This is a genomic window from Candidatus Deianiraea vastatrix (assembly GCF_007993655.1).
GTDB classification, from domain to species: Bacteria; Pseudomonadota; Alphaproteobacteria; order Rickettsiales; family Deianiraeaceae; genus Deianiraea; species Deianiraea vastatrix.
In genome coordinates this window covers 52,039-76,957 of the sequence record NZ_CP029077.1, presented here as the reverse complement: position 1 = coordinate 76,957, position 24,919 = coordinate 52,039, and the positions used below count along the sequence as shown (strand labels likewise).

Annotated in this window: 19 protein-coding genes; 7 read left to right on the top strand and 12 right to left on the bottom strand. The window is 32.8% G+C overall.

What is annotated here, in order from left to right; translation table 11 throughout:
* Positions 1–4: 4 nt before the first annotated feature.
* A complete protein-coding gene (locus deia_RS00285; RefSeq protein WP_146820182.1) occupies positions 5–1,534 on the bottom strand; it encodes a hypothetical protein in 1,530 nt (509 codons plus the stop codon).
* A gap of 107 nt (positions 1,535–1,641) precedes the next feature.
* Here deia_RS00285 and gltX point away from each other — a divergent pair, with 107 nt between their 5' ends.
* Positions 1,642–3,018: a glutamate--tRNA ligase gene (gene gltX / locus deia_RS00280; RefSeq protein ID WP_146820181.1), complete on the top strand. Its 1,377-nt coding sequence runs from the start codon at positions 1,642–1,644 to the stop codon at positions 3,016–3,018.
* A 6-nt stretch (positions 3,019–3,024) separates the two neighbouring features.
* Here the strand turns inward: gltX and deia_RS00275 are convergent, their stop codons facing one another.
* Positions 3,025–4,290 carry an ABC transporter permease gene (locus tag deia_RS00275; protein ID WP_146820180.1) on the bottom strand — a complete coding sequence of 422 codons (1,266 nt, stop codon included), beginning with the start codon at positions 4,288–4,290 and terminating at the stop codon, positions 3,025–3,027.
* A gap of 96 nt (positions 4,291–4,386) precedes the next feature.
* Between deia_RS00275 and mreC the strand changes: the two genes are divergently transcribed.
* A complete protein-coding gene (gene mreC, locus deia_RS00270) occupies positions 4,387–5,226 on the top strand; it encodes a rod shape-determining protein MreC (RefSeq protein WP_146820179.1) in 840 nt (279 codons plus the stop codon).
* 6 nt (positions 5,227–5,232) lie between these two features.
* On the opposite strand, the gene dut is transcribed toward mreC, so the two are convergent.
* The 10 genes from dut to deia_RS00220 all read right to left on the bottom strand — a co-directional run bounded on the left by dut (position 5,233) and on the right by deia_RS00220 (position 17,519).
* Positions 5,233–5,724: a dUTP diphosphatase gene (dut, locus tag deia_RS00265; protein WP_146820178.1), complete on the bottom strand. Its 492-nt coding sequence runs from the start codon at positions 5,722–5,724 to the stop codon at positions 5,233–5,235.
* Positions 5,725–5,728: 4 nt separating this feature from the next.
* The gene (locus deia_RS00260) at positions 5,729–6,721 is read right to left on the bottom strand and encodes an alpha/beta fold hydrolase (protein ID WP_146820177.1); all 993 of its coding nucleotides are present in this window, start codon (positions 6,719–6,721) and stop codon (positions 5,729–5,731) included.
* A gap of 108 nt (positions 6,722–6,829) precedes the next feature.
* Complete coding sequence (locus tag deia_RS00255; RefSeq protein ID WP_146820176.1) at positions 6,830–7,441, bottom strand: M15 family metallopeptidase; 612 nt, start codon at positions 7,439–7,441, stop codon at positions 6,830–6,832.
* 8 nt (positions 7,442–7,449) lie between these two features.
* Positions 7,450–8,709, bottom strand: a complete 1,260-nt coding sequence (locus tag deia_RS00250; RefSeq protein ID WP_146820175.1) for a pyruvate dehydrogenase complex dihydrolipoamide acetyltransferase — start codon at positions 8,707–8,709, stop codon at positions 7,450–7,452.
* 75 nt (positions 8,710–8,784) lie between these two features.
* Positions 8,785–10,167 carry a phosphomannomutase/phosphoglucomutase gene (locus deia_RS00245; protein ID WP_146820174.1) on the bottom strand — a complete coding sequence of 461 codons (1,383 nt, stop codon included), beginning with the start codon at positions 10,165–10,167 and terminating at the stop codon, positions 8,785–8,787.
* Between the two features lie 85 nt (positions 10,168–10,252).
* Complete coding sequence (locus tag deia_RS00240) at positions 10,253–13,123, bottom strand: class I tRNA ligase family protein (RefSeq protein WP_146820173.1); 2,871 nt, start codon at positions 13,121–13,123, stop codon at positions 10,253–10,255.
* A gap of 48 nt (positions 13,124–13,171) precedes the next feature.
* Positions 13,172–14,080, bottom strand: a complete 909-nt coding sequence (locus tag deia_RS00235; RefSeq protein WP_146820172.1) for a PLP-dependent cysteine synthase family protein — start codon at positions 14,078–14,080, stop codon at positions 13,172–13,174.
* 152 nt (positions 14,081–14,232) lie between these two features.
* Complete coding sequence (locus tag deia_RS00230; protein WP_146820171.1) at positions 14,233–15,228, bottom strand: hypothetical protein; 996 nt, start codon at positions 15,226–15,228, stop codon at positions 14,233–14,235.
* Positions 15,229–15,384: 156 nt separating this feature from the next.
* The gene (locus deia_RS00225) at positions 15,385–16,917 is read right to left on the bottom strand and encodes a phosphoethanolamine transferase (protein WP_146820170.1); all 1,533 of its coding nucleotides are present in this window, start codon (positions 16,915–16,917) and stop codon (positions 15,385–15,387) included.
* Positions 16,914–17,519, bottom strand: coding sequence for a diacylglycerol/polyprenol kinase family protein (locus tag deia_RS00220; RefSeq protein WP_146820169.1), 606 nt, complete (start codon positions 17,517–17,519; stop codon positions 16,914–16,916). Before deia_RS00220 ends, deia_RS00225 begins: the two co-directional genes overlap by 4 nt.
* 118 nt (positions 17,520–17,637) lie before the next feature.
* On the opposite strand from deia_RS00220, the gene dapA reads away from it, so the two are divergent.
* From dapA to deia_RS05855, 5 genes are all read left to right on the top strand, one after another.
* Positions 17,638–18,525 (top strand): 4-hydroxy-tetrahydrodipicolinate synthase, encoded by an 888-nt coding sequence (dapA, locus tag deia_RS00215; protein WP_146820168.1) that lies wholly within the window; start codon positions 17,638–17,640, stop codon positions 18,523–18,525.
* A 133-nt stretch (positions 18,526–18,658) separates the two neighbouring features.
* On the top strand, positions 18,659–22,222 hold the full coding sequence (locus tag deia_RS00210) for a hypothetical protein (protein WP_146820167.1): 3,564 nt from the start codon (positions 18,659–18,661) through the stop codon (positions 22,220–22,222).
* A gap of 87 nt (positions 22,223–22,309) precedes the next feature.
* Positions 22,310–22,882 (top strand): GTP cyclohydrolase I, encoded by a 573-nt coding sequence (folE, locus tag deia_RS00205; RefSeq protein ID WP_146820166.1) that lies wholly within the window; start codon positions 22,310–22,312, stop codon positions 22,880–22,882.
* A gap of 11 nt (positions 22,883–22,893) precedes the next feature.
* A complete protein-coding gene (locus deia_RS00200) occupies positions 22,894–23,901 on the top strand; it encodes an ABC transporter transmembrane domain-containing protein (protein ID WP_146820165.1) in 1,008 nt (335 codons plus the stop codon).
* A 7-nt stretch (positions 23,902–23,908) separates the two neighbouring features.
* Positions 23,909–24,913 carry an ABC transporter transmembrane domain-containing protein gene (locus deia_RS05855; RefSeq protein WP_246117022.1) on the top strand — a complete coding sequence of 335 codons (1,005 nt, stop codon included), beginning with the start codon at positions 23,909–23,911 and terminating at the stop codon, positions 24,911–24,913.
* Positions 24,914–24,919: the final 6 nt, after the last annotated feature.

The window sequence follows — 24,919 nt, the reverse complement described above, 5'->3', positions numbered from 1 at the left end:
CAAACTACTTTTGATATTGTTGCTGCACAGGTGGTTTTTTTAATTTCTGTGTTAATTCATCGTTTTTGCTAATGGTTACTCTGCAAAGATACGAGTTTTCCTTAATTTTCCCATATTGATTCGCCTCTAACTCCGTTACATTATATACACTAATATTACCACTTGAATTTTTATACACAAATTCTCTATAAACATCTCTGCTAAGCTTAGCATAAGCTGCCTTGTCGTCTATCTTCATTTTAAACTCCATTTGCATCAATTCTTCATTGCCTTGATTATTAACCAAGCTAAGATTGCAATTGGGAATTTCCTTACCATATTCTTTGCTTATATTGTCTTTAAATGATTGAAATCTAGATATCTCATCCGCATTTTTATCATAGCTTTCATCTGAGAATTTTACCAACTCAATATTGTCAATATAATCAATCTTCTCTTCAACCACTTCTATTGCCTGAAGTTGTTCTTTTTTATGACGCTCTTCTCGATATTCTGCAAAATCTTGATTATTGTTTTTTACTGCATCCCACGATTTCCTTGAAAATTTAAAAACTGCTTCGTTGTCTTTAAATCTCGTTAATCCTTTACCACTACCATTACTATAAAGTTGATAAAAATATCGGTAATCTTTTGAACTTGCATTAAAATCAATGAAGCATGAATTAGGTGTCACAGAGCCTTGATGTGGGTGGGGAATTGTACCATTTTTCCTAAACCGAAATTCCTGAACATTATAATGGTCCGCATTTACACCCATTATTCCAATGAGCAATCTTTTCGTTAGTTTAATATTTTTATTTATTTCCTCTAATGATTTTACCTTTACAGATTGTAATTTTGATAATTTTTCTTGCGTGAGTAATTCTAAATTAGAAATATCGTTGTCTAAAAATACCGCATTCTGAAAATCACAATCCTTCATGATTCCTATAATATATTGTTTGGGAACGAAATAGGTGGATTTATTCGCACCATTTGAAACCATTGTAACATTATCCCCGGATATAGTAAATTTTTCATAGTACGGAATTTCATTACCTTGATTATCAATAAAGAAATGCTGAGTATATATTCTAAATTCTTTTACACCAAATTTACTATGAACAAACTTTGCAAATTCTTTTTTTTGATCATCGGTAAAACCAGTAAGTGCTGGGCTTAAGAACCAAAGTTGTGTATCTGGATTGTCTTTGAAGTGCTGTACAAGCATTTGTATATATTGGTCATTACTGAAGCACTCTCCAATCTCATCTGCCGTTATAGGTCCTAGTTCATTATATTTATGTTCACGCATCAGCGTAGTAACTAAATCTTGGCTTTTAACTTTGTCAGTGAGCCTATTTTTATGATTCTGGTATGTAATTGATGACGTGTAGTTTTGTAATATGCAATTAACAATACAGCTATCTATATCAGAAACAACCGTTTTAACGCCTTTCATGTTTTTTTGAAAGTCATTGTAAATATATTCATGTGTTGGAAATTCGATTAGTTCTTGATCACCATTAATTTGCACTGGTTGTTTTTGATCCATATAAAAATAATTAACTGAAATCATGATATAAGTAAATTAATAATTGTCAAGTAAAAAACCTTGACTATTAAAAAAAACGCCGTTACTAATGAAAAAATGCTGGTTTTATGATACGAGTTAGATTTGCCCCATCGCCAACTGGAATGCTTCATATTGGAGGCGCAAGAACTGCCCTTTTTAACTACATTTTTGCAAAATCAATGGGTGGGAAATTCGTTATGAGAATTGAAGATACAGACAAAGAACGCTCAACAAAAGCCTCAGTTGACGCAATTTTAGACGGCATGAAATGGCTTAATTTAAACCCGGATGAAGAGATAGTTTATCAATCCTCACGGTACGCAAGACATCTTGAAGTTGCAAAAAGCCTTATAGAATCAGGCAATGCATATTATGCCTATGACACAAAAGAGGAGCTTGACAAGCAGCGCGAAATTGCAGAAAGTGAAAAAAGAAGCTTTAGATATAGCGGAAAATGGCGCGATCAAAGCCTTCCAAAGCCAGACGGCGTAGAGCCTGTAATTCGCATTAAAGTTCCACAAGGCGAAATAAAATTAAATGACATGATAAAAGGCGAAGTTACCTTTACTGACGAGGCTTTTGACGATTTTATTATAGTTCGCTCAGATGGAACGCCAACCTATATGTTCGCAGTTGTCGTAGATGACATTGACATGAAAATAACGCATGTTATTCGCGGCGACGACCATTTAAGCAACACTCCAAAACAAATGGTGATTTACAACGCAATTGGTGCAAAAATGCCGGAATTTGGACATCTTCCGCTAATTCACGATGAAAGTGGGAAAAAAATGTCAAAACGAAAAAACGCAGTTGCGGTCGCAGATTATGCAGGTCTTGGAATTTTGCCTGATGCACTTAAAATGTATTTGCTAAGCCTTGGCTGGAGCTATGAAGGTGATTTTATTACACAAGATGAAGCAATTTCACGCTTTAAAATCTCAGATGTTGGCGCGTCACCATCCCGTTTTGATATGCAAAAATTATATAGCGTAAATTTACAACACATTAAAATCACGAAAGATGCAGATTTAATCGACTTAATTTGCACGCAAGTTGAGCTTCAATCTCAAATAAAACTAGGCAGTAATGAAATTTCGATACTTGAAAAAATCATGCCAGAGCTTAAAAAATGCAATAATCTAAACGAAATTGCCGCAAACGCTGTAAAATATGTAACAAAAGATGTTAATTACAGCCCAGAAGCACTTGAGTTTATTCAAAAAGACAAGATTATAACTGCAAAAATCATAGAATTTATGCAAAGCACAGACCTTGATAATTTTAAAAGCAAATGGGATGAATTTCTGGTGCAAAATGGCTTTAAATTCGGACAAGTTGGCCCAATTCTTCGCTCAATCTTAATCGGAATTACAAGCTCAACGGCGTTAACTGCTATAATCTCAGCCCTTCCAAAAGAGGTTATTTTGCATAGGCTTGATGCGGTAAAAAATACCCTATAATACTAATTAAATCTGCCTTAATGTATCCGATATTTTCACTCTGCTTGCTCTAACTGCAGGTAAAATAGACGATATAATCGTAAAAAACAAAGACATGCAAACTACAAAAATTACATCAGATATAAATACCTTCGATGGCAAATATGATAAAAAGTATACAGCACCATTAAATAGCTCGACACCGCTAAAACTTTCTAAAAATCTTTTAATACCCTCAATATTACTTGCAAACAATACACCAACAATAACACCGCAAATTGTTCCAAAAATACCTATAATAGAGCCAGATATAAAAAAAATCTGCGCAATATTCCTACGCCCAACCCCCATAGAAAGCATGATTGCAATATTCTTTATCTTTGACATCACCAAACTGTTCATATTGGCAAAAATACCAAACATCGATACGATTAAAAATAAACTTAATATAAACGACATCACAACTCTCTCAACCTTCATTGCGCTAAATAAGCCATCATTACTTGTCTGCCAATCAAAAATAATACCTTTCCACAGTCCCTTTGTTTCAACAAAATGCCGAAATTCATCAACCTTTAAATGATCTTTTAAGTAAATTTCAACGCCAGATGCACCATTTTTATACTTAAACAGAATTTGCGCCATTTCAAAAGATGTAAGCACCATACTAGAATCTGTTAAACTTGTTCCAGTTTCAAAAACGCCACATATAAAAAAATCCTTATACCTTGGCACAAAACCAAAAATCGTTTTATCTCCAATCGCAGTTACAAGCGATACATTCTGCCCTACCCCAATTCCTAAACTTCTTGCAAGTAGGCTGCCAATTAATACTCCATTTTTGCCATTAAAAAGATCTTTATCTTCGCAGTCCGGATGTAGTAATATCGATTTATACAAATCGCTTTTATATTCAAGATCTTTTACTAAATATCCCCTAACCAATACACCACTTGAAGCATTATTCCTAGCATTTATCAGCATTCCCTGGCCTTCAACTACAGGATTTGCATATACAACATTATTAACATCTTTAAATTCATCAACAACTTTGCTATAGTATTCAATATTACCAAAGCCATCATTACTAAGCGTTATATGAGCATTTGTGCCAAGAATCTTCTGCGAAAGCTCGCTTACAAAGCCATTCATTACAGATAAAACAACTATCAAAGTTGCAACGCTAATTGTAACACCAATGCACGAAATAATACTTGCAGATGAGAAACTCTTATGATTTTTGCTTGATTTTAAATATCTATAAGATATACTTACAATTGTACTTTTTCTCATATCTAATGCACTTTAAATCTTTTTATATTATTAAATTAAAAAAGCAATTGATTTTTATTTTATTTTTATTCCAAATTAATAGCATGATTTATAAAAATGAAAAAATTTCGTAATTTTGAAGAACATGAAATTGGATTAATTAATATTATTAATCTTGGAATACTTAATAAATATGTCAATAGAATACGCTATATTTTTGGATGCATATATGGAATATCGGCAATTTATTTTTCCATCAACTACACTCAAAATAGAGATATTATAGCAATGTCAATAACAACTAAAATGAATTCATTGGTTACATTTTTCCAGTTTCCAATGTATGCAATTAGATCAACTTTTAACCTTGTTGAAGATATATTTCTTGTCTACCATGATAATATTATACTTAGGGAAAATAATCAGAAATTACGAGAAAATCTGATTTATCAAAAAATGATATATGATAATTTAATTACATCATCCAAATTATCCCAAGTAAATATTAAAATATCAGATTCAATTAAAAATTATCAAATCGCATATTTTTCAGAAGCATCAAATGTTGTAATACTGAAAACAGGAACAGATCAAATTAAAGATTACTCACCAGTGCTATGTAATGGCGGTCTTGCAGGCAGAACAATTTCATCATTTAACGGAATGACAAAAGTTGTTTTAATACAAAGCTCCAAATCATATATTCCAGTATCAACATCCATTACTGGAACAAAGGGTGTTGCCTCTGGTAATGATAGTAACATAAAAATGATATATACCAACGAAACGCCAAAATCTGGTGAAATTGTATATACTATGTCAGGCGATAATCTCTTTTACAGTGGTATACCAATTGGTATAATATCAAAAGTTGTAGACAATGAAACAATTTTTATAGAGCCGTATTGCAATATATCAAAATTAAATCAACTCAGCGTTATAACTGGATCAAAGTAAATAAATCTATCTCGTGCCACTTGACCCAAAGCCGCCGCTTGACCTTTCGGTGTCTTCAAGATTTTCTGTAAATTCAAATTCAGCCTTAATTACTGGGCAAATTACCGCTTGTGCAATTCTGTCGCCTTGTGTAATTTTAAAGGATACATCGGATGTATTTAGTAAAATAACCCCGATTTCACCACGATAATCGCTGTCAATTGTTCCAGGAGTATTAACTATTGTAATTCCAGATTTGAGCGCAAGACCAGATCTTGGGCGGATTTGCATTTCAAAACTTGCGTCAAATGATGTTGAAATTCCAGTCTTTACAAGACATCTTTTGTGTGCGCCAAGCTCAAAATCGCAAGCACTTAAAGGCATTTCGTTGCCATCTTGTAAAATTGACACAGCACGTAAATCAAAACCGCTAGAAAACTGCGTTGCATATTGCAATAATTTACCATTTTCATATACATTTTCTGCAATCTCAGATATAAATTTTACTTTTAGTTTCATATAATTATTTTAAAGCCTTTGTAATTTCAATTTCGTTATTTTTGTCATATTTACCATGTCCAGCGCCATAAATAGTGATAAATTGTGCATTTGGAAGCAGTTTTTTTAGCTGCCAGCCTTGATTAAAAAAAGCATCAAGGTCATATCTAGACTTAAGTATGACAGTTGGAATATTGTCATTTATAATCTTCATTTTTTCAGCATTTATCCAATTATTTTCATCGAGGAAAAAATTATTTTTTGTATATGCCAAATAAATCTGCATTTCAAGCATGGCTTCATCTGTAATTTCCTCAGGCTTTAAAGGCTTTTCAAGCTGATTTTCATTTGTAAACATTTTACTAATTGGAATATGGAAATTATGAAATTTTGCAGCTGCAATTTTGCGAAGATTTTCATCTTTTTGCACGCAAATTAAATCATAATACTGCGATAAAATGTCCTTTTCACTTGGCAAAATTGATATTAAATCTTCATAATAGTCGGGAAATATAATTTTATTAATATTAATCCAGTTTTCATCGTCAACTTTGCGTGCTAAAAATACTCCGGAAAGAATCATTTTCTCTATATTTTCGGGATATTTTTGAGCATAATTTAAAGCAAGTGTAGAGCCCCAAGAATATCCATAAATTCTATATTTTTTAATATCTAAATGCGAAATTAAGAGTCTTGCATCTTCTATAATATCCTGTGTTGTATTTTCCTTAAAAACACCGACTGGAATTGACTTTCCACAGCCTCTTTGATCAAATAATATAACATAATATTTTTTAAGGTCAAAAAATCTTAGCATTTTTTGGTCCATTCCATTACCTGGCCCCCCATGAAAAACCAACACCGGAACTCCGTTTTTATTACCATGAGTTTCATAGTAAATTGATACTTTTTCATCAATTTTTAAATATCCAGACAAAACTGGATTTTTCGCAAATGCTACCTTATCAGCAAATAAAAAAATACAGCATGCAAAAAAGGTTTTAATGTATTTTTTCAAACAAAAATAAAAAACAATTGCTAATTTGTAAACCAATTTTTTTAAATTGCAAGATGTCTTTTTATATTAATAAATCAATATCTCAAAGCGATAAAGAACAAATAAACATTACATTTTTGGATATTTACTGCCATAATCTGGATATATTTCATAAATTCTTAAATTATAATGCCACCACTCACTTGGAAGTGGGGTAAAGCCGGAAATTGCCATAATTCCAGCAAGAATGGTCCTGTTTTGCAAGATTTTTGGGTCAATATTCGGGTTGTGGTGCGCCTTTTCCTCAAATGAGTCAAATTCCGTACCCATGTCAAGCTCTTTATTGGTTTTTTTGTCAACAAGAGTGACATCAAGCGCAACGCCACGAGTATGACTTGCAACTCCGCTATCTGGATTACTTACATAAATCTCATTTGAAACCTCAGTATATAATTTTCGCTGAACACTAAGCGGGCGAAAACCGTCAAATAATTTAATCTTATAGCCAAGTTTATCAGCATACAAAGTTGCAATTTTCAGGTTTTTTGCAGCATCTTTATGTAGGTAAACATTCGCATTTTCGTATATTTTACGCCCAAGAAAATTATTACTTGTTGCATATCTTATGTCAAATATAATATCGTAGTCATGTTGATTTATTGCGACTAAATCAGTAGATTTTGTACACTTGCAGCCTGTAATGATGGCAAAAAGTAGCAAAAATGACAGTAACCTAAACATAAAAAATTTTACAAAATCCCAAGTATAGGATTTTCAATTAAATTCTTTAGCTCGGACAAAAATTCTGCAGCTTTAGCGCCGTCAATCACGCGGTGGTCAACGGAAATTGAAATATTCATGACATTTGCAACTTCAATTTGCCCAGATTTTACAACAGGTTTTTGGATAACAGCCCCAACTGCCAAGATGCAGGCTTGAGGTGGATTTACTATCGCATTAAAGCTTTCAATTCCATACATTCCAAGATTTGAAATTGAAAAGCCTCCACCTTGAAATTCCTCAAGCTTTAATTGATTTTTTCTAGCCCTTGATGCAAGATCTTTAATGTCAGCAGAAATTGCTAGAACACCCTTTTGATCGGCATTTTTCACAATTGGTGTAATAAGGCCATCCGGAATTGAAACCGCAATTGATATGTCAATATTGTTATACTGACGCACAAATCCGTCCATCCACGACGCATTTACAAAGTTTTTATTGCGAATAGCCATTGCCGTAAGTTTTACAACAAGGTCGTTTACTGAAATCTTATATGCAGGCTTTCCGTCTTTGTCTTTTGGCGCAGTAGAATTTATCATTTCCCTTGAAAGCAAAAGATTATCAACCACACAGTCGCATGAAAGGTAGAAATGTGGTACATTTTGCTTTGATTCCTGAAGTCTTTGAGCTATAACATTACGCATTGTTGAAACTTTTTCATCCGTATACTCAACTTGATTTCTTCCAATTTGACTGCATGGAGTTTGAAAACTTTGAACATTTGCACACTCAACATCACGCTTTACAACTCTTCCATGAGGCCCTGTGCCTTGAATTTTTGAAATATCAACGCCATTATTTGCAGCTATGTTTTTTGCAAGTGGTGATGCATAAATTCTATCAGATTTCGCCTCTTGTGCTAAAGGTTGTTTTTGGTTGCTAGCTGTGGTACTTTTTATTTCTTTTTCAACTGGCGGTTGTTTTTGAGTCTCTTGTCCATGCTGCATTCCCTTAATTTGATATGTATCCAAAACCGATTTATCTTCGCCTTTTTCCAAGATTAAGCCAATTACAGTATTGACTTTTACATTCGAAGTGCCGCCTGCGACAAGTATTTTTCCAAGAGTTCCGTTTTCAATTGACTCAACTTCCATCATAGCTTTGTCTGTTTCAATTTCAGCAAGCATCTGACCAGATTTAATCTCTTCACCCTCTTTTTTTGCCCATTTTGCAAGATTTCCCTCTTTCATTGTTGGCGATAAAGCCGGCATTAAAATTTCAATTGGCATGCGTAAAAATCAAATTCTAAACCAAATAAATAGCAAAAAAAATAAAATGCAAGTTTTAATTCAATCGCATACAATTTATTGCTTTAAATTCAATTCATATCTATTCAAAACTTCATGCGTAGTATCAAATAATTTCGCAAGATTTTCGCTGTTATCTGCTTCAAAGCGAATTACAAGGCAGTTTGTTGTGTTTGAGGCGCGAACAAGAAGCCATCCGAAATCAAAATTAACACGAATGCCATCTATGTCGATAAAATCTGTATATTTTGCCTTAAAATCATGGATGATTTTTCCCATAATCTCAAATTTTTGGCTCTCATCAACTTTAACTGTAATTTCAGGGCTGGTAACGGTTTTTGGCAGGGCATCAATTAAATCTGAGATTTTTACTTTATGCTTTTGAACAATCTCAATTAATTTCATGCCGGCAAAAATTCCATCGTCATAACCATAGTATCCATGCTTATAAAACACATGTCCAGACATCTCACCTGCAAGAGCGGCGCCGGTTTTTTTCATTTTGTCTTTAATTAGCGAATGTCCACTTTGCCACATTATGCCGTTTCCGCCTAGCCTTTTTATCTCGTCAAAAACAACTTTACTTGCCTTAACATCAGAAATTATCGTAGCATTTGGAACTTCAAGTAGCAAAAATTTTGATAAAATGCAAAGCAAGGTGTCTCCATATACAAAACGCCCTTTATCGTCAACTATGCCGATTCTATCTGCATCTCCGTCAAGACCAATTCCAAAATCTGCTTTTTTCTCAATGACAAGATTTGCAAGATCTTTCATGTTTTTCTCAATTGTTGGATCTGGGTGGTGATTTGGAAAATTGCCGTCAATATCGCAAAATAGCAAATTATCCTGTGGAATTCCTATCTTTTTTGCAACATCTGTTACAATCTGCCCAGATGCGCCATTTCCAGCATCAATGCAAACATTTACCGAGCTTTTATCTATAAAACTTGTTATTTCATCGATATATTTTGCACTAATATCAACATTTGAAACGCTTGCATCGCGACCTGAATTTAAAAACGCACCACTTTCGCAAATTTTGCCTATTTCAAGCACGCTATCGCCGTAAAATGCTTCATCTTTAATCATAATTTTAAATCCATTATAGTCTTTTGGATTATGAGATCCGGTAATCATTACCCCTGCATTTTGCCCCAAGTTATATACAGAAAAATACAAACACGGTGTTGGAACCAGGCCAACGTCAATCACGCTTACTCCACATTTTGTTATGCCAGATACAAGGCTATCACGCAATTTTTCAGACGAAAGCCTTCCATCACGCCCGACGCATATAGAAAAAATACCCTTTCTAATGAGAATTGTTGCAATTGACATGCCAATAAAAACTGCATCATCATAGCTTAAATCAACGCCAATTATGCCACGAATATCGTATTTACGAAGAATATTTTTATTTAAAATGTGTGCATTCATGATAGTAATATTTTTTTTAGTCAAGATATACTATTTTTATATTGTCAAGCTTTTTATATCAATTACACAAAATAATGGATTAAAATTAAAGTGTTACAATAATTTCATCACTATTTGCAACCTGCATGCTTGATAAATCAAAAATTCCAGCATAGGAAAGGTCTTTTATGCCATCGGATGTCTTTATGTCGTCGAAGATTTTTGCAAGTCTCTCTGGAATTTGAATTTCTTTTACCCCTGTTTTAAGAGACACATTTGCATCAGATTTCGCCTTGCGAATTGCGTCTAAAATCTCAGTAATTGCGTCATATTTATCAATTACAGCCTGCGAAAATTCAAGATTTTCAAGTACAACTGCAAAAAATCCACGGGAGTTTGGCGATGTAATTCTGTTATTTTTCCCCGAAACCTTCTGTGCTAGTGTAGAATTTTGCCATATTTCATCGCAGATATTTGGAAGGAATACAGCAAACATCCCAAGAATACGCAAAATAACAAAATACATAACGCTTGCAACGCTATTTTGCCCTTTAATAATGATTATTTTCTCATTTTCATCAATGGTTTTTTCACTATAAATTTGCGCAAGCAGCCCATAAGATCTAACTTTTGCAAGCTCAAGATAATTATCGCAAAAATCCGTCCAGAAAAATTTCTCAACCACGTCAAGTGCTTTAGAATATTCAAATTGAGCCATGAAATCTGAATATTTTGTGCATACTGCAGAGATTTTTTGAATAATTGCCGCATCTATTTCATTGCTGCATTTTAGAGCTATATCAATTATTTCATCGTGATTTTTTGCCTTTATTTCCGATGTTTCAATAGTTTGCATGCAAAGTTTTGCGGCATTTTTTAGCTTCGTTACAAGCCTTTGCCCGACTTTAATTTGCCCCTCGCTGTATGGGGTATCTGCGCCAAGAGTTGAGCTTCCAGACCAATATCTTACCGCATCACATCCAAAATTTTCGATTAAATCAGTAGGTGTTACAATATTTCCTTTAGATTTACTCATTTTTGTTTTATCCGACGCAAGGCACCAGCCAGAAAGCATTATGTCCTTCCACGGTAGATGCTCAAAGTTTGGCTTATCGCACTTTAAAAATTTATCCCCAGATTTTACAATAATATAATCTTTATCAGCAATTTCAATAGGCAAATCTGACGCATGAATGTCAATTTCACTAGTCTCGCTCGTGATTTTCGTTCCAAGATTTAAGTAAGATTGAACAAGGGTTACAAATGTCCAAGTTCGTATAATCTCATGTGCTTGCGGGCGAAGTGACATTACAGGATCGGCGTTTTTTCGTATAGGATTTTTTTCAAGATTAAGTGAGTCATTTTGTAAATTTTCGTGTAAAATGGTCGATAAATGCGGCGAAAGCCCAGATGTAAACCAAGTATCTAGCACCCATGGGCAGTTTTCATTGACCAAGAGTGGAAAATTATCACTATTAATGCAATTCCATTGCATCTCATCGTTAGCTTCACTTTTGACTGGAACTGGAATTCCAAAAAAACGATTTCGCGAAATACACCAATCTTGCGACAAGCCATTTATCCAGTTTTCAAGCTTGATTCTCATCGATTGTGGGTGAAAATTCACAAGTTTTGACATTTCAAGCAGAATATTTTTAAACGGCAAAACACGAATATACCATTGCTGCGCTGGAATTATTTCAAGAGGGCGACCGGAACGCTCAGCGCACTTTACAGGGTGGGAAATGTCTTTTTTTGATACTAAAAGCCCATCATTTTCAATTATTTGCACAGCTTTTTTACGCGCTTCTTCAACTTTAAGACTGTCAATACTGCCGTTTTCTTTGGTTATTTGTGCATATTGTGCGTTAACTTTTCCATCTTCGGCAATGATAATAACCTCAGTTAGATTGTGTCTTTTTGCCCAAATTACATCCTGCCAATCGCCGTATGTACAACACATAACAACGCCGGTTCCTTTGTCAATTTTCACATCTTTATCGGCTAAAATTGGAACTTTATGCAAGCCAATTGGAACAATTGCAGATTTACCATTTAGGTCAATACCGATAGACGAAACCTCAGTTCCATCGGACATTTTTACAACAACTTGCTGTCCAGTTTTTTTGCCATTAAAACGCTCGTCATCTGGGTTAAAAAGCAATGCACGACACGCCGGAATCATCTCAGGACGGGTGCTCATCACAAGTAGTTTATCGCCATTTTCGATTGTAAAATGAAACTCAGCTTGCACGCCAACCATTTCTTTGTCTTCAATTTCTGTATTTGCAGTCGCAGTTTTATCAGCAGTACACCAATAAACAGGGGCGTGTTTTGTATAAATTAGCCCTTTTTCAAATAAATTGTTAAAAGTTGTCTGTGCGATTTTCGCAGAATTATCCGATATAGATTGATATTTATAGTCCCAGTCTACCGAAAGATTTATCGTGCGAAACAGTTTTTCAAATTCAATTTCAGCATCATTTACTATTATTCTGCAAATTTCAATAAACTGCGATTTTTCACATATTCCATCGTACTTTTTGCCACTAAAATTTAATAACTTTTCTTTAATTTCGCCGTCATTTTTGATAAATTTTTCAAGATCTGATACAGAAATTCCAGTTAGATTATGAACAAGAGTTGCATTGTTTTTACTTGGATTTTGAGCAAAATTATGCACAAAATCACGCGTTATTTGCACTAAAGTTTCAACGCTTTTGTCGCTGTATTTAAAGCCAACTTTTACCCCAGTTATTTTCTCAACTAATCTTTCAGTTGGAAGCCCATTATCGTCAAATCCTATTGGATAAAACACATTTTTCCCACTCATTCTCTGAAATCTTGCGATAAAATCTGCATGGCAATACGAAAAAACATGCCCCATATGCAAATGCCCAGAAACAGTTGGAGGAGGGGTGTCTATTGAAAAAACATTACTATCTTTAGCATCAAATTTATAATTACTATCTGACATATTTTACTTTTTAATAATCAAATTTACAACTTTTTTTATACACAAAAATCACACATCAAACATATCTGTGGACAAATATCTTTCGGAAAAAGATGCAACCATAAATACAATGTTTTTGCCCTTGTTTTCTGGCTTTTTTGCCTCAGTTATTGCTGCAAATGCCGTAGCGCCGCTTGTAATACCGCCTGCAATTGCGTTTTCTGATAAAATTTCCAAGCCAATTTTAGCTTCATCTTTTGAAATATGCGTGATTTTATCTATTAAATCTGCTTTAAAATTATTTGGTATGAAATTTGGCCCAATTCCTTGAAGACTGTGAGTTGAAAATTGACTACCGCCACACAAAATATCGTTTTCCACAGGCTCTATCGCAATTGATTTAAAATTTGGATTTTTGTACTTCATATAATGGGAAACACCGCTTATACATCCACAAGTTCCCGCTCCTGCAATGAAAATATCGACATCGCCTTTCATTTGATCGTAAATTTCACGACCTGTATTTTTATGCTCTTCAAAATTTGCCAAATTTGAGTACTGATCAAGGTTTAACGCATTTTCCATTGACGCAACAATTTCCTTGGCTTTAGCAATAGCACCGCCAAAACCAAGTTTTGCATCTGTTAAAACAACCTGCGCACCGTATATTTTTGCCATTTTTCTCCTTTCTATACTCATGTTTTCAGGCATGGTTAAAATAAGCCTATATCCACGAATTTTACACACAAAAGCAAGGGAAATACCCATATTTCCGCTTGTTGGCTCAACTAATGTTGTATCTTTATTTAAAATGCCTTTACTTTCAGCGTCTTTTACCATTGCAAGAGCAATTCTGTCTTTTAAAGAATGAGTTGGATTAAAATATTCAAGCTTTGCAAAAACATTACCAAATAATGCATCTTTGGTTTTAACCATTACAATAGGCGTATTTCCAATTAATCCAAGCTGGTTTTCCATATATTTTCTATCAAATAATATGTCTTTAAACAAGCCTAGTATATAGAAAAAATAATTTGCAAGAATTTAGTGAAAAAAGTGTATAAACAAAAAAGCCCAGTTAATTTTCATTAACCAGACTCTTTTGTGCATAAAATGCCTAATATAATAAATTACATTATATTGCAATCAGATAGCCAACTTTTATTCTGCTTCTTTTGCAAGTCTTGAACATGCTTCTTTTGCAATTCTCGAGCTTCATAACCAGGAAACTCGTCATTTACTGCTCCAGTGCGACCTTGTGAAGGTTGAAGATTGATAACACTACTCATTCCATAAGGCACATCTTGCTCATTTACGTTATCCTTAGGTTTTTGACCAGATATAATTTGAGATTTTCTGATATTGAGTTTATGCCCACCTTCATGTTGGTTTTTATATGCATCAAGTTGTATAACTTTTGTATCTTCTTTTTTCTCACTACGATCTTCGTTTGGCACTTCAACTTGCTTAAATTCAGGAATTTGAACTTCAGCCATATTAATCTTATACTCTTCTTTCTCTTGTCTTTCGATGTTTTCAAGTTGCAGAGATCTTGGAATTTCTTTATGCTCTGCTCCTTCTATGACTAAAATTGGCTTTTGATTTCCTCTAAGGTTGTCTGGATCAGTTGCTTGTGCAAATAATTGCTCAAAAGAAACTTCTGGATTTTTTGCACAATATTCTGCAACTTTTTGTGCACATTCTTTAATTTTAGCAAGCGAGAATGATGAACATTTTGATGCACATTCAAATACAGATTTGAGGAAAGCCGCAGGAAGTTTGCATGTTAGTGTATCACGAACTAAAACCGCTCCACAAGTAAGCGATGTATTTACAGTAGCAAGAGCAAATGCAATAGCTAGCAAATCTAGATTTACCGCTGAACCTATTATTGCAGCGTCTAAATATGGCCCTACAGCATCATCATATTTTCTATTTGTGAATTCTGAGAATAACATAAATGCCATCAAATACGCGAGATCGCGCCCAATCACATATAAAACATATCCCTCATAATCAGCAAATGGACAACATATCATAGCTAATATACTTGCATTACGGGAGTCCATTTCCTCAAATGTATCACTTTGACAAAAGTCTTGAAAGTACTCTGTTAGATTTTGCATAATAATAAAAAAAAATTAATATAAAACAATAAATTTAACTATTATACCACAATTTTTCATTAATGTCAAGAGAAATAAACTATTACTTTATTTTTTTGGGTTGATGTCTTTGTAAAAACCCTCGTATTAATTGATTATTTTGCTTAAAATTATTTTTTAATTTTTCTTAAATATATCAAGATTTTTGTCATAATATTTCGTTTTTACATTCAAAATGCCAAGAGTTGTATGAAATATATTATCATGTGAATATTGACTATTTTTGTCAATTTTCGATAAATTGTAGTATTTTTTCTCAAAACTATCATTTGCCCATATTATAAAAGGTATTTCCTTTTGCTCTTTTGGTGCAAGATTGTATGGAAAGCCATGTAAAAATAAGCCATATTCACCCAAAGATTCACCATGATCAGAGGCGTATATCATTATTACAGGCTTTTTTACACCTTTTAATTTCGATATTATTGTATGTAAGAAAAAATCAGTATACAAGATTGTATTATCATATGCGTTAAATAGCTCCTGGCTTTTGCATTTAGAAACATCTGCCCTGTTACACGATGGCTTAAAATGATTAAAGTTTTCAGTATATCTTTGAAAATACAGCGGTCCATGTGACCCATTTTGATGTAAAACAATAATATCTTCATACACGCTAAGATTTTTTAACTTTCCTTCAAAAGATTCAAGCATAATTCCATCGGGTGAGCCATTAAAATACTGTTTTTCAACATCATCGCATAGCCCATAACAGCCACCAAAATTATTCTCAAGCCACGATATTTTTACATTCAATCTCTTTAGCATTGATATCATATTTTCATATTTTAAATGATCAAAATCTGACTTTGCACTTGGGGAAAAAATACATGGAACCGACACATTGGTTGATGTTCCACATGAGGTTGCATTTAAAGATGTAATCTTTTCCTTTTCAAGCAGTGGATTGGTTTTTCTGCTGTATCCATATAGTGAAAAATTCTTCTTTCTTGCCGTCTCTCCAACAACTAAAACAATTAATACATCGTTATTTTTTGTAATTACAGCATCGTCAATTAAAATTGGCTTTGCTTTAGATTTAAATATATATTTTGCATAGGTAATAGATGAAGAAATGAAATTCGATGGCACAAAATAACCACCAAGTGAATTATGCTTTCTAAAAAATGCCGCAAGTTTAACATAATTTGGTAAAATAACAACTAGAGCAAGAAACAAAGCAAGGAGTAAAATTCTTATCCTCAAAGAAATTGATATACTCTTAACCTTCACCCTTGTTATAACAATAATTGGAATAAAAATTAAGAATACAAAATATACAATCATTTTCCATGAAAATAGCCCAATAACTTCGTTAAAATCTGTGGAAAATACATTTGCAATCATAAATCTATCAATTACAATGCCATATGTTGATATAAAATATGAACACAAACCACATATAAATATAATTAATATCGATAATATTTTCACAGTAATTTTATAGAAAATTAATGTAAAAAATATAAATAAAAGTAAATATACCCCAATAAAAATTGTAATAGGTAAAATTGCATCAGCAATATTTTCTATTTCTGCAAATTTTAATATCTTCCCCCATGTGTATAAATTATTGAATATTAATACAAAAAATGTAAATATCGCCGTAAACGCAAATATACTACACCCTGATTCATCTTTTTTTTTCATAAACCAAAACAATTATAAACATTATACGCAATGCAAAATCCCACAGGAATTAAAATATTATCATCAACTCTTATTTTCTTGCTATAAAGCTCAAGAATTGCAGATATTAGTGATGCAAAAATTAATGCAGGCATGTAAAGATATAGGTGTAAATAGCCACTATATGAAATCACAATAGCAGATATTACAAAAGCAAAAAGACCGGAAATGCCTTTATTTCCTACAATTTTTCGAGATGGAATAAGCATGCCACAAAGTGATGCGCATGTATCTGATATTATCAGTATAAACATCGATATTATAGCAAGATTTTTCTCAAACAATAATACAACAATCAGGCAACCAATTACAAAATATGTCGATCCAAGCAGCGTTTTTGCCTCAAAAGATCTTATAAAATCTGTAAAAAATCTTTTAAATAAAGTAGATATTGCAGAAAATTTTAACCTTAAAATATCAAATACAAGGCAAATAATTGCAATACATAACATTACACAAGTCATTTGTTTTTTATCCAGAAATACAAGATATAACAAGGGAAATATACTGGAAGACATATGTATAGCCTTTCTTTTTAGCTCATTTTTCAATACATTTGACATCTTATAAAACTAACTCAAGCCTAAAATATCGCTATAAAAATAATTTGCAACAAAATACCAATAAAAAAATTTGACAAATATTTTTTATAATATATTATTTATCAAATTTCGTAAAGTTATGTTCACTGGCGTTGCAACTGCAATAATCACACCATTTAAAAACGGTGAAATTGACATAAAATCCCTTGAAAAAATAGTACAGTTCCAAATAGATAACAAAATATCGGCAATATGCCCGTGCGGAACAACTGGCGAGATAGCAACTCTTACCATCGATGAATACAAAAAAGTGATTGAAACTGTTGTGAAAATTGCCAAAGGAAAAGCTTTTATTTTAGCAGGAGTCGGAGGAAATGACACCGCAAAAGTCATCAAAAACATCGATATAGCAACCAAATGTGGCGCAGATGGAGTGCTTTGCGTTATGCCATACTACAACAAACCAAGCCAAGATGGACTAATCGCCCATTTTTCCGAGATTTCATCAAATTCAAGCCTTCCAATAATGCTATACAACGTTCCAAGCCGCACTGTAACTGATATTTCAGACGATACAATAGCCCGCCTTGCGGCAAAATGCAAAAATATTGTCGCTCTAAAAGATGCAAGCGGAAATCTTGAAAGAGTAGCTCTGCTTCGCCAAAAACTCAAAGAAAATAATGTAAATAATTTTAAAATCTACTCAGGTGACGACATAACAACTCTTGCATATATCGCAATGGGCGCGGTTGGTTTAATTTCAGTTGCATCAAACATAATACCAAAGCAATGCGAAGAGATGGTAACACTTTGCCTTGAGCAAAACTTCGAAAAAGCACGAATACTACAGGATAAATATGCAAAATTATTTGACGCAATGTTTATAGATACCAACCCCGCACCTGTGAAATTTGCGCTTTCTAAGCTTGGTTTTTGCGACAATGAACTTCGCCTTCCGCTTGTAAAAATGAATGAAAAATGCGAGGAAATTGTTGAAAAAACACTGAAAGAATGCAATTTATTATAAAAAAATAATGCAACTTTCAAGCTAAAACCTGCAATAATAAGTAAAATTATCAAAAACAACTAATATTTTAGCATAAAAACACTTGACAATAATAAAAATAGTATGTTTAATGCAAGGTATATTTTTTTACCCTATGAACAACCTAGATTTCGTCTCAGATCCTATAGAAACTAACTCAAGTGCGATGCAAAAAATGTTTGAACAAACTTACAGTGAATACAATGCAAAATTAGAAGAATATAATACAAAATTAGACAATATTCCTCCTAAGGCACAACAACAATCAAATAATTCAATGAATAATATGGGTCAAACATTATTCGAATACTACAAAAAAACATATGATCTATATGAAGATATTAGGGCAAATAAAGCTTTAATTGAATACTTTGAGCAACAAAAAGCGTTGATGGTAATTAGTAAACATAGTAATACAATGAATTTGATTGATTCACATATACAAGCATTAAAAAGTAAACAAAACAATTTAGAGAAAGAGCAAAAACAATGTGAAGAAGATATAAGTTACCTTTTAGATTGTTATATAATAGATAATAATGATCGTACAGATATCAGGAACAGTGCATTTAAACAGAGTAAATCTGGCAAAATAAAAAAAGGATGTGAAGACATGATTTACATGATCATCGGTTATAATGCATCAGAGAAATATATTAAAGAACAAATTAAAGAACAACCGAACAAAAAAATTCAGAACCTATTCGAATCATCATTAAAAGATAGTGAATTCTTAAAAAGCATGGATAATCCCATAGGTATGGTATACAAGAAAGTGACTGATTTACTGAATATTGATGGTCAAATAATAGATGATAAAGGTCAAGTCTATTATAATAAAAACAAAGGAGAACAAGATACACTAAAGAAAGATATAGAAGTTATCAACAGTAAGATTACCGAACTTACCATAGAACATGCCGGAAAAGCCCTGCAAGTACAACAACCAAAAACTCAGCTTATAACAAAACAAACTTATAACGCAATAAAAAATCAAACACAACACAACAAACCCAATACACAAGAACAACAAAAAAAGATTACATCAGACATAAAACAAATTGAGAAAGAAAAAAAAGAATGTGAGAATAGTCTCGCGGAAAAAACTGAGAAGCTAAAAAAATTACAAAACACAATACAAAACAATGATAAACAAGATCTAAAGAATCAACGTCTTTATTTAGCCATAGAATACCAAAAAAGCAAAGAGGTTATAGAGGAGCGAAAGAAATATATTGATCAACAACAACAAATGTATGATGATATAACAAATACAATAAACAAAACAGAACAAGCAACTTTAAACGATGACGATTTAATAAAATGCGCTACTATGGTAACAACCGCACAAAACAAAATGACCGAAATAGAAAAAAAAGGCTTGATTAAAAATCGTAATTATAATGGCGTACTACTCACAAAACTCAATAACATAGGCAAAGACGAGTTAACATCTTGGACACAAGAAGACAAAAATACTTTTGTTATGCAACTTGTGTTACTTCTAATAGATATGAAAGTTATATTCAACGCGAAAATTCATGAGGCAAAAGAAAAAATGAATAAAGAAATGGAACTATACAAAGAAAGAGTTCAAGCATTAAATATTAAAACAACATTCTTACAAAATCAGGCATTAGCAAAAATACAATCAGATAGTGTGTCTTTAGACACAAAATTGCAAAAAATAGCAACGGCGCTCTCATTAACTGAAGATTTAAATGATGCCGTCTTAACTGATAAACCGCACGCAAAGGCTGTCACCCATGAGAACATTGATACATCAGGAAGCAAATACATTATAGCAAATATTCAGACTTTAATCGGCAAAAATAAAGACTCCAAGATTGCTGGAAAACAAGATCATAAAATGACAGAAAATGAGACAAATGAGACGAATAATTTGTTTTTTTCACAACAATACGAAACAACACATACAATACAAAGACAACGTTATAGTTCAGTTCAATTAGGCGCAAGCGATAATAAGCTGGTTACTGATATGGTTGCTAATAAGTCGGTTGCTAATGAGCTGGATGCAAATATCCCACCGCCACCACCAAGGATACAGCAGAGATCCAATTTTGATAAAAATAATCTTAATAAAAAGAATCTTCTTCAGCAGACCCCAGAGACCGCTGCTACTGGCACTAGCACAGCTGATAGTAGATTTCTCAATACAATGCATCCAAAAGTTTTCCAAGTAGCAGTACAAGAGGAAGCAAATGATGAACAACAAGACAATAACAATCATGCTTCAAATATTAATGCAGATATTAATGCAAAAATTAAAGAAATACAGCAGAAACCGGAAGATATTGCGAAAGAAGAAAAATTTATCTTAGAACAGTGCAACAGGGATGATATTAATTTGACATTACCACCCAAACCATCTTATCTCGGAGATAAGAAACAGGAGCTAGAGCAAAAATTACAAGCATTATTATTACAGCAGCAGCAGGAGCAACAGCAGCAACAGCAACAGCAGCCACAGCAGCACCAAGAGCAAGAGGAAGAGCACCAAGAGCAAGAGGAAGAGCAAGAGGAAGAGCAGCAAGAGCAAGAGGAAGAGCAGCAAGAGCAGCACCAAGAGCAAAGAGGAAGGATAATTCCACGCGAGAGAAAAACTTTTCAAAGTAATAGCACTATCAACAAGTTTGTTCTTAATAAAAAAACCCTACATTTCAAAAAACCAATTATTGGAAATGAAACGACGATACAAAAAGTAAAATTGCTAAAAACTAAAAATATACAAAGTATTTGGGGCATGCAGCACAAAAGGCAAGAAGAGATGAAAAGAAAAATGCAAGAACTCAAAGCTCAAGAACAACTCAAAGCTCAAAAGCAAGAAGAGATGAAAAGAAAATTGCAAGAACTCCAAGATCAAAAGCATCAGAGGAGTACAAATCAGGAGCACAATATTTTTAGCACACAGCAGGTAGAAAAGAAAGTAAGTCGTCAGGTACAAAGTCGTCAATTTAACCAATCTGTGCAACAGCAACAGCAACAGCAGACGCAGAAACAAGATGCTTTGGAACCTTTGGAAAATACTTTAACAATTAAGCAATTACAAAATAATAAACAAAATATAAATATATTTCAAACACAGGAAGTAAAGAATAATCAACAATCTATAGATAATAGGTTGATTGATACAGCTGAGCAGAAGACTACTGGGCAGAGGCAGTATGTTGCTGGGTATGATAATGTGTGCGATAATACGACATTTGATCCAAGTTATCGTATAATTCATTCGCGTGATGCAGAACAACAATTTCGACAAACTATATCTCGTGGAAATAAAAAAGACAAACCTTTTAATGTTACTCGTATTGGTGGTGGATATTATAATCAACAAAAAATATCAACACCTATGGAAAATAATGAGCAGACTTATCTCATAATTAACGGTCAAACGGTAGAGAAGAATGATCAACCGAACCAACTGCCAAAATCTAAAATTAGTCAACAAGGGCGCAAGTTTTATCATAGTAATGTAATGGATCCATCAGTCCAGCAATATCAATACGATACAGTTAAGCAGGTTACTCTATTCACGAAAGCTACTGGAAATGGTATAAATGATGCTCTGCCGCCTATTAGTAGTGGTACCAACAAGGTTCAGAATTTACAAGAAAATAGGCGCAAGGCAGTACAAAGTTTGATAAAGCAAAACTAGCCCTATCGAGCAAGCTATGATATTAAGTTTAAAACTATCTTGCTTTTTAAATTTCAATATCATAGCCTTTGATAAAGGTGTTTGTTTATGAGTATTTCACGCAGTGATGCCGAAAAGGCAGTTTTAACTTTACTTGAATATATCTCCAAAGGCAAGGCAAATGACGAGGTTATGAAAAATACTCCATCTAGAGTAATTGACTCATTTGAAGAGCTATTTGGCGGATATGACATTGATTTTGACAGTGAATTTGGCAAAAATTTCGACAATAGCTTTAATTACAACAACTTTGTAATGATAGACAATATCAATTTTTCCTCAACATGCGAGCATCATTTGCTGCCAATTGTTGGCGTTGCACACATCGCGTACATTCCAGATAAAAAGGTGATAGGGCTTAGTAAAATTTGCAGAATTGTCGAGGCTGTTTCACGCAGGCTTCAACTTCAAGAGCGAATGATGGTTGAAATTCTTGACATAATGACGAAATATATCAAGCCAAAGGGCAGTGCGATATTTATCCGCGCAAATCATGGCTGCATGTCTCTTCGTGGCGTTAAAAAACACAATTGCAATACCACAACTATGCTTTTTTCCGGTCAATTTGAAACTGATATTGCAAAAAAACAGGAGTTTTTAAGCGCTATTCCAGTTAAATAATTATCATCTATATGACGCAAATCACGCCAATTTCATTTATAAAACAGGTTATTAAACCGTATCGCAAGTGGTATGTTTTTCTTTGCCTTGCACCACTTTTTCAAGGGGTGTATTTTGCCTTAAATAACTATATTATAAAAACAATAATAGACACAATAACTGGTGAAATTTCGGGTTATGAGATTTTCATTTTGCCACTTTCAATATTCCTTGCAATTGAGATTCTATCACGATTTTTGTGGTCTTTGCATGATTATTCTGAATATAAATTGCATGGAAATATTTTTAGAGATCTTATCATAAAGACTTATGATTACTTGCAAAATCATTCATACACCTATTTTCAAAATAACTTTGGCGGCTCACTTGTTAGTAAATTAAAGGGGATTTCTGATGGATTTTATCAATTTTGGGATAAAATTTCCCATAATTTACTTGAAAGCTTCTCAATTATCCTAGGAAATATTATTATGATAGCCTTTTTATCAATGAAATTATTACCGCCGGTATTATTATATATAATAGTTATGGGCTTAATATGCTATATTCAATCGGCAAAATATGATAAAATGGCTTTTGTCAATAGAAAGAACTGGCATTTATTACTTGGCAAAGTGTCGGACAAGGTTACAAATATGTTTACAATTTTTCAATTTGCAAAAAAAGATTCTGAAATTAATGAAATTAAAAATCATTATGAAAAAATTGGCAAACCTGATGTTGACAAACTTAATTATTATAACTATAAAACATGGCTTTGGGTTGGCATTGTTAATACTATTATGACTTTGGGTATTTTTATATATGCAATTTATTTGCGTAAAATTGATGCCATAAGCACTGGGGTTTTGACAATTACTATATTAATTGTTTTAAAATGCGTTCATGAAATTTTTTCCTTAATTAACAACGCACTTTCATTTATTCAAAACCTTGCAGACTTCAAAGCATCCCTTGATGGAATTTTTGTAAAACAAGATGTAATTGACAAAAAAGACGCACGGGATTTGGTTATTTAGTTATTTTATGAAAGAGCCATTATTATTTTTATATAAACACATTAAACCTTATAAATGGTGGTATGTTTTGATTTTACAAGCGCCATTTTTAACAGGCTTTTTTCCTGTATTTAACAACTATTCTTTTAAATTGGTTATAGATGCTTTTACAAAAGATGTGCCAAATAATAGACAAATTATATACGCTATCATAATGTTTTTTGGTGCACAAATATCACTTGATCTGCTTTGGAGAATATCGAATTTTGCGGAAAGAAAATGTGAACCTTTTGTAAGACGAAATATAATTCTTGATGTGTATAATTATGTTCAAAATCATCATTATTTTTATTTTCAAAATACACAAACTGGCTCTGTAGTAAGCAAAGTTAAAGGCATTTTAGGCGGATATGATAGTATATTTTCAACCCTGCATCACAAATTGGGGTGCTATTTTTTCTGGACATTATTTCCAATCATTGGTCTATTTTTTGTCAATTATATTATAGGAATTGTTGTTTTAATATGGGCTATTTTGTTTGTTTTAATAATCTATCCCGTGATTAAGAAGCTAAACCATTTTTCAAACATTGAAGGCGATGAAAAACATTTACTTTTTGGAATGATCTCTGATAATGTTACTAATATTTTTACACTATTTGCTTTTGCCAAAAGAACAAGAGAAATAAAAAATTTAGAGCATAAAATAGAAAATGGCTTTGTAAAAGCTCAGATTAAAACATATAAATATGACATGAAATTTAATATAATTGCATGCTTGCTCTATTATCCAATGCTTATTTTTGTTTTTCTTTTTATGCTACATTGCAAAATAAAAGGCATTATTACCGCAGGAGATTTTGTATTTATTTTAAGCACATTTTCAATGACGATATGCCATAATTTATGGCAATTTGTATCAAATATGGCAGATTTTATGAAAGAAATAGGCGATTTCAAATCATCATTTTCAATAATGCAGGTAAAACAAGATGTAATTGACAAAAAAGACGCACGGGATTTGGTTATTTAGTTGTTT

Coding starts and splice junctions, on each gene's coding strand:
- deia_RS00285 (WP_146820182.1), bottom strand. CDS start 1,534: ATGGATCAAAAACAACCAGTGCAAATTAATGGTGATCAAGAACTAATC.
- gltX (WP_146820181.1), top strand. CDS start 1,642: ATGATACGAGTTAGATTTGCCCCATCGCCAACTGGAATGCTTCATATT.
- deia_RS00275 (WP_146820180.1), bottom strand. CDS start 4,290: ATGAGAAAAAGTACAATTGTAAGTATATCTTATAGATATTTAAAATCA.
- mreC (WP_146820179.1), top strand. CDS start 4,387: ATGAAAAAATTTCGTAATTTTGAAGAACATGAAATTGGATTAATTAAT.
- dut (WP_146820178.1), bottom strand. CDS start 5,724: ATGAAACTAAAAGTAAAATTTATATCTGAGATTGCAGAAAATGTATAT.
- deia_RS00255 (WP_146820176.1), bottom strand. CDS start 7,441: ATGTTTAGGTTACTGTCATTTTTGCTACTTTTTGCCATCATTACAGGC.
- deia_RS00250 (WP_146820175.1), bottom strand. CDS start 8,709: ATGCCAATTGAAATTTTAATGCCGGCTTTATCGCCAACAATGAAAGAG.
- deia_RS00245 (WP_146820174.1), bottom strand. CDS start 10,167: ATGAATGCACACATTTTAAATAAAAATATTCTTCGTAAATACGATATT.
- deia_RS00240 (WP_146820173.1), bottom strand. CDS start 13,123: ATGTCAGATAGTAATTATAAATTTGATGCTAAAGATAGTAATGTTTTT.
- deia_RS00235 (WP_146820172.1), bottom strand. CDS start 14,080: ATGGAAAACCAGCTTGGATTAATTGGAAATACGCCTATTGTAATGGTT.
- deia_RS00230 (WP_146820171.1), bottom strand. CDS start 15,228: ATGCAAAATCTAACAGAGTACTTTCAAGACTTTTGTCAAAGTGATACA.
- deia_RS00225 (WP_146820170.1), bottom strand. CDS start 16,917: ATGAAAAAAAAAGATGAATCAGGGTGTAGTATATTTGCGTTTACGGCG.
- deia_RS00220 (WP_146820169.1), bottom strand. CDS start 17,519: ATGTCAAATGTATTGAAAAATGAGCTAAAAAGAAAGGCTATACATATG.
- dapA (WP_146820168.1), top strand. CDS start 17,638: ATGTTCACTGGCGTTGCAACTGCAATAATCACACCATTTAAAAACGGT.
- deia_RS00210 (WP_146820167.1), top strand. CDS start 18,659: ATGAACAACCTAGATTTCGTCTCAGATCCTATAGAAACTAACTCAAGT.
- folE (WP_146820166.1), top strand. CDS start 22,310: ATGAGTATTTCACGCAGTGATGCCGAAAAGGCAGTTTTAACTTTACTT.
- deia_RS00200 (WP_146820165.1), top strand. CDS start 22,894: ATGACGCAAATCACGCCAATTTCATTTATAAAACAGGTTATTAAACCG.
- deia_RS05855 (WP_246117022.1), top strand. CDS start 23,909: ATGAAAGAGCCATTATTATTTTTATATAAACACATTAAACCTTATAAA.